Genomic DNA, 7162 nt, shown 5'->3' on the forward strand with positions numbered 1-7162 from the left:
CCCGACGATAGTGAAACCTCGGAGGGGACTATAATGGTCAGGTCTGTTTCCCGCACCGGAATACAGATAACGACGAATATCGGAGATACCGGATCGCGCGAAATAGAGTTCCTCCGTTCAGAGATTATCAATGAAAACGGGTCGAGAAGCCTTCGAGTCGATATCGAGAATATCGGAGAAATGGCACTGAAACCAGCATTTAGCGTCGAGCTTTTCAGTTTTGAGGGAATCCGAACCGGTGTTTTTGAGGGAGACGAAATGTCCATCCTCCCCGGTTCATCGAGAAGATATGCTATCGACCTCAGCGATGTTCCAAATGGAAAATACAAGGCCTTGATAATCGCCGATTGCGGTGGCGACTATGTTTTTGGGGCGAACTACACACTGGATTTCAAGAAGTGAGATGAGATATGGATTATATATCATTTGCCTGTGTTTTTTGTGTGCAGGCTTTCTCACGGCAGCGCAGTCCGGTATCGAGGTCCGATCTTCCGGGAGCGATTTTTTCGAGGCGAAACCGGGCGGGACGATTACCGTTCCACTCAATATAACGAACAGGACTGCGAGGACAGTCGATCTGATTCCGAACGTCGATATTCCCGACGGCTGGAATATCGTCAACGGAGGTTTCCCATTCAAGCTCGGCGCCGGCGAGAGCGATCTGCGGCTTCTAAATTTCCATATTCCAAAATGGACTCCATCAGGGGAATACGAGATAACCTATTCGGTCGGTTCAAAAATTAAATATCCATATTACGAAGATAGACATAATGTTACGGTTGTAGTCATACCTGTCTTAGGGCTTAGGGCGGAGTTGTTCGCTGCCCCGGAATACGTTATTGCCGGGGACGAATACGATGCGTTTTTCTTCGTTAAAAACGAAAGCAATGCAACTAGGCATATCGAGTTGAAACTGAAGAGCAACGAAGATTTCCCGTTCACGGTCGATAGATCGGAATTCGCTCTCGCACCCGGAGAATCGAGACGGGTTTCGGTGAACGTCGAAATCCCAGAAAACCTCAAGAAGGAATCGGAACATCGCATCGAGCTGACTGCGAAAGGCGAAAAGGTAAAGGGATATGCGGAGAGCAGAGTTAAGGTAATACCAATCAAATCCCGCTTGTTTTCGGGGGTTCATAAACTTCCGGTCGAGATCGGGTTGCGAGGAGGGATAACCATTGATGACGATACAACATATAGATTTTTCCCGGATATTCGAGGTGCCGGGCCGTTGGACAGTGGAGGGAAGGTCGATCTCGAATTTCATTATAGAGGACGGGAGACACGTAATAACGCGACGTTTAACGAGTTCTACACCGAAATTCCCGAAAAAGTCTTCGATGAAAAAGGCAGCTACGGATTAGGCCTTCGGGCGAAGCATCTCAATATTCACATCGGCGACGGCGGCGCTTCCTCTACTCGTTTGACCGATGGCTCCTACGGACGCGGAATCCAGGTCGGAGCGAACATGTTCGGCCTCGATATCGGTGGGCATTATCAGAGGGCCAATTGGTATGCCGATCAAGAAGAAAAAATCGCCGGACACGCCGGTTATTCCTTTAAAGGAATAGGCAATATCGGGTTCAATTATGTCAGAAAAGAATACGAATCCGATCCTGCCGAAACCGATACCGGCACCACTCTGAAACAGACCGGATATCGAGAAATCGGTAGTATCGACTGCGGAATCGGACTTTTCAAGAATAACCGCATCGATTTCGAGTTTGCATCCGAAAGGGAAATCCGGACCCCGATACATATCACTCAAAACAATAGCGCCTATTTCACCAGACTTAGCGGCAACCAGAAATGGATTTCCTATAATGTATATTACACTCGTGCGGGCGCGGATTATTCATCATACAGCACCGACCGTGAACGGATCGACGGATATATCGCGCTTCCCATCTGGAAAACCCTGAGATTGAACGGGAACTTTTATCGACAAAGAGACAACCTTAGCATCGACGACTCGTTCGATTCCGCGCCTATCGATAATCGTTTTCAAGGCGTTTTGAGCTATAGTCCATTTATCGGGAACAACATCGGCCTCGTTTACGAATACTGCGGTCGTGAAGACCTTCTTCACTCCCCGGTTACACTGGAAAAAGAGGATATATTCAAGGTGCGTCTGGGCCAGAACGTCGATATCCAACCTATTTCGCTATACTCGTTGGTCGAGTTGGGAAGCACGATCGATCGCTCGACCGGCGACGCCTCTTCTCTCGAAAAATATTCTTTTTCCGTTCACTGTCGACCGACCGACGGACAAACCTTCAGCTTCCAACTCGAATATCACAATAACGATCTTTTCGAGGAAGACGATCGGCGATATTTTGTTGCGACATTAAACGGTTCTTTCCATATCGGCGAATGGCTTTCCGCCAATATGAACTTGCAATCTGGCGGCAGAAGGGATTATTTTCTGGAACACCACATCGGCGAACGGAATTACTTCGACGGCGGACTTTGCTTGCACCTGCCGTTCAATCTCGACATCGCGCTCGAAGAACGTTATGCGCTCGACGATAACACAGATTTGAACGAGACTGCCCTGACCGTGGAATACAATATCCCGTTCGGTTTGCCGATAGGCTTGAAGACCGGAACGGGCGAAGTCGAAGGCCGTATATTCGACGAGGAAACCGGCGAAGCTTTACCCGGCGTCGCCCTCAACCTAAACGGATATACAACGGTAACGGATGACGACGGCAGTTTCATATTCAAATCGGTAACCGCTAAAAAATATTATCTCACAGTTAAGACATCGAGGCTTGGGAAGCACCGAATAACCTCGCAAAAATCGCCGATATCGGTGATAGTCAAACGAGGGAAAACGGTTTCTCTCGAAATAGGAATAACGGATGACGTGGCAATCTCGGGGTTCATAACATTATACGACTTCGACGCGCATTCGCTCGATGAGGCAGGGACGTCGTTGGTCGAAACGCGCGACCTTGCGGGAGTTACTGTCGAGCTTTCCGACGGGCGAGAGACGTTGAAGCAAATTACGGATTCCGAAGGGATGTTCCAATTCCTGCGATTACGACCGGGCAAGTGGACTTTGAGAATAAAGAAGGATAATATCCCGGAACGCTACTATCTCGAAAAAGACGTTATCGAAATAGACATCACACCAGGGCAGGTAAAGGGGTTCCGTATAAATGTCCTGCCTGAAAAGCGTCGTATCCGTATTATCAAAAACGGCGGAACGATACGCGAAAATACCAGCCGGTAATAATGCAAGGCCCGACATCCTTTCGACCGCCTGTGTCTCCTCGTTTCCACAGCCTCGGCCGGTCGGCCGTTGCCGATATTCGGCGCGGAGGACCTCGAAGCTCAATCCAATCGACGCACTGGGGTATGAGTAGTATTTGAATCTCTCAAAGTGTAGAAAAAGTAAAACAGGATTATTTTTCACTTGCATTAATAACTATATATCATTAGTATGCTTTTTTGTCGATTGCGACAAACCCACCTCTCACCCGTGCCATGGCAGAGAGGCCGGTGGATATTGAATCAATGGCACAAGAGAGGATTACAGAATGGATATTTATGTCGGGAATCTTTCCTACGACGCAACAGACGACGATCTGCAAGGACTTTTCCAGCAGTATGGAACCGTTGCCTCCGCGAGAGTAATTATGGACAAAATGTCTGGTAGATCGAGAGGCTTCGGCTTTATAGAAATGCCAGATAAAAGCGAGGGCGACAAGGCCGTAGAAACCGCGAATGGACTCGAGTTCCAGGGAAGGACCTTGCGTGTCAATGAGTCTCAACCTCGTCAAAATTCGAGAGATAGTCGAGGTGGTGGCGACAGGCGTTAACGTTAGATCCCGTTATTATAGGATCTTAAAAGGCGGGTCAGAAGCCCGCTTTTTTTTATTGCCCGGTTTCTGTATTGTCATTTCCAGGCCCGATCGGGAATGACAAGGGGCGAGTAAAGCAAGAGAATTCTCCCTTCGCGCGAAAATCCCCTCTATAAAATCCCACAAACTCTACACCGAAATATTTCCACTAATAAGTTATTGTTTCTTGCGTTTATTAAAACAATATATTAATTTGCGTTTACGTAAATAATATGCATGGCCATAAACCGAAATATCGCGTGCAACACAACCCCCGCATCAGCGCGCTCACCGCCTGCAGTTTGCAGGGGATTTTTCCCCATCGGGCTAGATTCGTGAAATTGCCTCTTGTGAAAATGTTTTTTGTAATAATTGTATTGATAATCACGATTGCGCATATTTTATTTAATTTAAAATGATAGGCTATAATACCAAAATAGAACTCGCGCACACGAACCCGAATCGTAGGATCGAGGCATGCCTCGACCGCCCTAACAACCCCGAAAAGACTGTCCGCACGCGGCGAAACAGGAGACAAACGCGATGATGAACAACAACTTACACCGAAAATCGCAAAATACCATTGAATTATCCGATATAATAATGATAAGCGATATAGGGCAACGGGAAGATAAAAAGGCAAAAAAAAAGACCTTGACAAACTCTTTTTTGCCCCTATTTTGGAACGCAGAACGAATTTGGTCGAATGTTCTAATCGGGTAGGAACAAACGGAAGGAATGGATTTGGAAAAGAAAGAAAATATTATCGAATCCGCCCAAAAGCTGTTTTCGCGATTCGGCTTTCTGAAAACGACCGTCGATGAAATAGCGAAAGCCGCCCGTATGGGAAAAGCATCCCTCCATCATTATTTCAAAAGCAAAGAGGATATTTTCCGTGAGGTTGTCAAAAAGGAAAGTCAGATTTTAAGCGGCAAAACGAGGGAAGCAATCGAGTTCGGCAAAACGCCATCGCCCGCGCCGCCCGACCTTGCTCTGAGCCTGTCGAATGGCTGGAAACCCGCAGAATGGGACGTCTTCGCCACGTCCGACGAGCCGTTCTTCGAATTCGGTCCACTCGCTGAAGGCAACACATTCGCATTCCGAGGTAGAGCGAAGAACAGCACAGGTTACGGCGGCTATTCGGAAATCTGGGTCGTGGAGGTAGTGTGAATATAATAAAAAACAAAATATCACTGGTATTATCTGGAGGAGGCGCAAGAGGAATTGCACACATTGGAGTAATTGAAGAATTGGAAAAACAAGGATTTGAAATTAAGTCGATTTCAGGAACTTCTATGGGAGCTTTTGTAGGTGCTGTTTATTCTATTGGGAAAATGGAAGAGTATAAAAACTGGATATATACTTTAGATAAGTTAGAAGTTTTTAAACTTATTGATTTTACATTTAGTTCACAAGGATTAGTTAAAGGAGATAAAGTTTTTAAAATTATGAAGGAATTTATTCCTGACGTAAATATTGAAGACTTGAAAATTCATTATGTAGCCACAGCCACAGATATTACAAATAAGAGAGAAGTAATTTTTACAAAAGGAAGTATTTATGAGGCAGTAAGGGCATCAATTGCGATACCTACCGTGATTACACCTGTAAAAACAGAAAATTCTTTACTTGTAGATGGAGGCGTTATTAATCCTGTTCCTATTAATCATGCTCAAAGAACCAAAGATGATATACTAGTTGTAGTTCATGTAAATGCTGATATTCCTGTATATAAGCCACCTATTACAAAAAAAGAAAAAGATAAAAAACAATCAAAATATCTCAAAACAATTAAAACATTTCAAAATCAATTGAATAAAATTAATCCGAAAGTAAAAAATGAGAAATTTGGATACTTTAACCTTATGAACAAAACAGTTGGTTTGCTAACTTATCAAATATCAAAAATGATAATAGAAAAATATCCACCGGACATTTTAATAAATGTATCCAGGGAATCATGTGATGTTTTTGATTTTTACAAAGCTGAAGAATTAGTTGAAATTGGCCGGCATGCCGCTATAAAAAGCATTGAAGAATATAAAAATAAATTGAATTCTCTAGCTCCAACATCCCTATAGGAGCTTCTAAAATGACGCTCTGCGTAGAGTAATCATACCTGAGAAGTCGCGCATATCGCCTTCTTTTCGCTATTTCCCCTAACCCCTTACCCCCCAATAATAACACCCGATTTTTCAGGGCTTGCACATCGAGCGGTGCGAGTGCCGACCCGGCAACAAAGGAAGTGTTGAGATATCGCGAAGCGCTGTGGGAAGCTAAAAATAAATTTTAAAAAAGACCTTGATAAACTCTTTTTTGTCCCTATTTTGGAACGCAGAACGAATTTGGTCGAATGTTCTAATCGGGTAGGAACAAACGGAAGGAATGGATTTGGAAAAGAAAGAAAATATTATCGCATCCGCCCAAAAGCTGTTTTCGCGATTCGGCTTCCTGAAAACGACTGTCGATGAAATAGCGAAAGCCGCCCGTATGGGAAAAGCATCTCTCTATCATTATTTCAAAAGCAAAGAGGATATTTTCCGTGAGGTTATCGAGAAGGAAAGCCAGGTTTTGAGCGGCAAAACGAGGGAAGCAATCGAGCGAGAGAATACTCCGCAGGATAAAATGAAGGCTTTCATTGTAACGAGAATGCAGTGTTTAAGCGAATTGGCAAACATCTACGATGCGCTCAGAAACGAGTATTTGGAGCACTATGCGTTCATTGAAAAAGCCCGTGAGGCAAACTTCCGCGAAGAAATCGAAACGGTCGAAGCCATATTAGAGGTCGGAGTAAAGGATGGCGTTTTTGACATAGACGATGTGGAATTGACCGCATTTGCAATTATCTCGGCGCTAAAAGGATTGGAATATCCCTGGACGATAGAAATTTCCGTGGATGAGATAGAAAAGAACATCGATAACCTACTGGAGATTTTATTCAACGGTATTGTGAAAAGATAATTTTTTTCACCGTGAATCGAACAAAAAACCGAAATGGTCTAATGTTATTAAGGAGTATTAAATGCGTAAATTCGCCGAAATAGTGTTAAAATTCCGTGTGCCGATAATAGTAGCGACACTTCTCGCCACGCTGTTCTTCGGCTATTTCCTGAAAAATCTCACAATCAACAGCGATATTCTCAGCTACCTGCCGCAGGACGACCCGCTGGTGGTGCTTTTCAACGATGTCGGCCAAAAATTCGGCGGGAACTCGCTGGCTATGGTCGCGCTGGAGAGCGACGACGCATTCAGCCACGCAAACCTGACCCGTGTGGACGAAATCACGCGCAAGTTTAAGGAGATGGACGAAATCT

At 44.8% G+C, this 7162-nt stretch carries 7 protein-coding genes; all 7 read left to right on the forward strand.

The window, feature by feature from the left end; all coding sequences use genetic code 11:
* Positions 1 to 402, forward strand: a 402-nt coding sequence (locus tag KAH81_06505) for a hypothetical protein (GenBank protein MCK5833306.1), incomplete at its 5' end; no start/stop codon positions are given.
* A 37-nt stretch (positions 403 to 439) separates the two neighbouring features.
* Complete coding sequence (locus KAH81_06510) at positions 440 to 3238, forward strand: hypothetical protein (GenBank protein ID MCK5833307.1); 2799 nt, start codon at positions 440 to 442, stop codon at positions 3236 to 3238.
* A gap of 307 nt (positions 3239 to 3545) precedes the next feature.
* The gene (locus KAH81_06515) at positions 3546 to 3827 is read left to right on the forward strand and encodes an RNA-binding protein (GenBank protein ID MCK5833308.1); all 282 of its coding nucleotides are present in this window, start codon (positions 3546 to 3548) and stop codon (positions 3825 to 3827) included.
* A 759-nt stretch (positions 3828 to 4586) separates the two neighbouring features.
* Positions 4587 to 5018, forward strand: a complete 432-nt coding sequence (locus KAH81_06520; GenBank protein MCK5833309.1) for a TetR/AcrR family transcriptional regulator — start codon at positions 4587 to 4589, stop codon at positions 5016 to 5018.
* The gene (locus KAH81_06525; GenBank protein MCK5833310.1) at positions 5015 to 5929 is read left to right on the forward strand and encodes a patatin-like phospholipase family protein; all 915 of its coding nucleotides are present in this window, start codon (positions 5015 to 5017) and stop codon (positions 5927 to 5929) included. The genes KAH81_06520 and KAH81_06525 overlap by 4 nt, the downstream gene beginning before the upstream one ends.
* A 304-nt stretch (positions 5930 to 6233) precedes the next feature.
* Positions 6234 to 6809 carry a TetR/AcrR family transcriptional regulator gene (locus tag KAH81_06530; GenBank protein MCK5833311.1) on the forward strand — a complete coding sequence of 192 codons (576 nt, stop codon included), beginning with the start codon at positions 6234 to 6236 and terminating at the stop codon, positions 6807 to 6809.
* Positions 6810 to 6870: 61 nt separating this feature from the next.
* Positions 6871 to 7162 (forward strand): hypothetical protein (locus KAH81_06535; protein ID MCK5833312.1); only part of this gene is annotated, 292 nt, incomplete at its 3' end.

The sequence above is a fragment of the bacterium genome, assembly GCA_023145965.1.
Classification (GTDB): domain Bacteria; phylum UBP14; class UBA6098; order UBA6098; family UBA6098; genus UBA6098.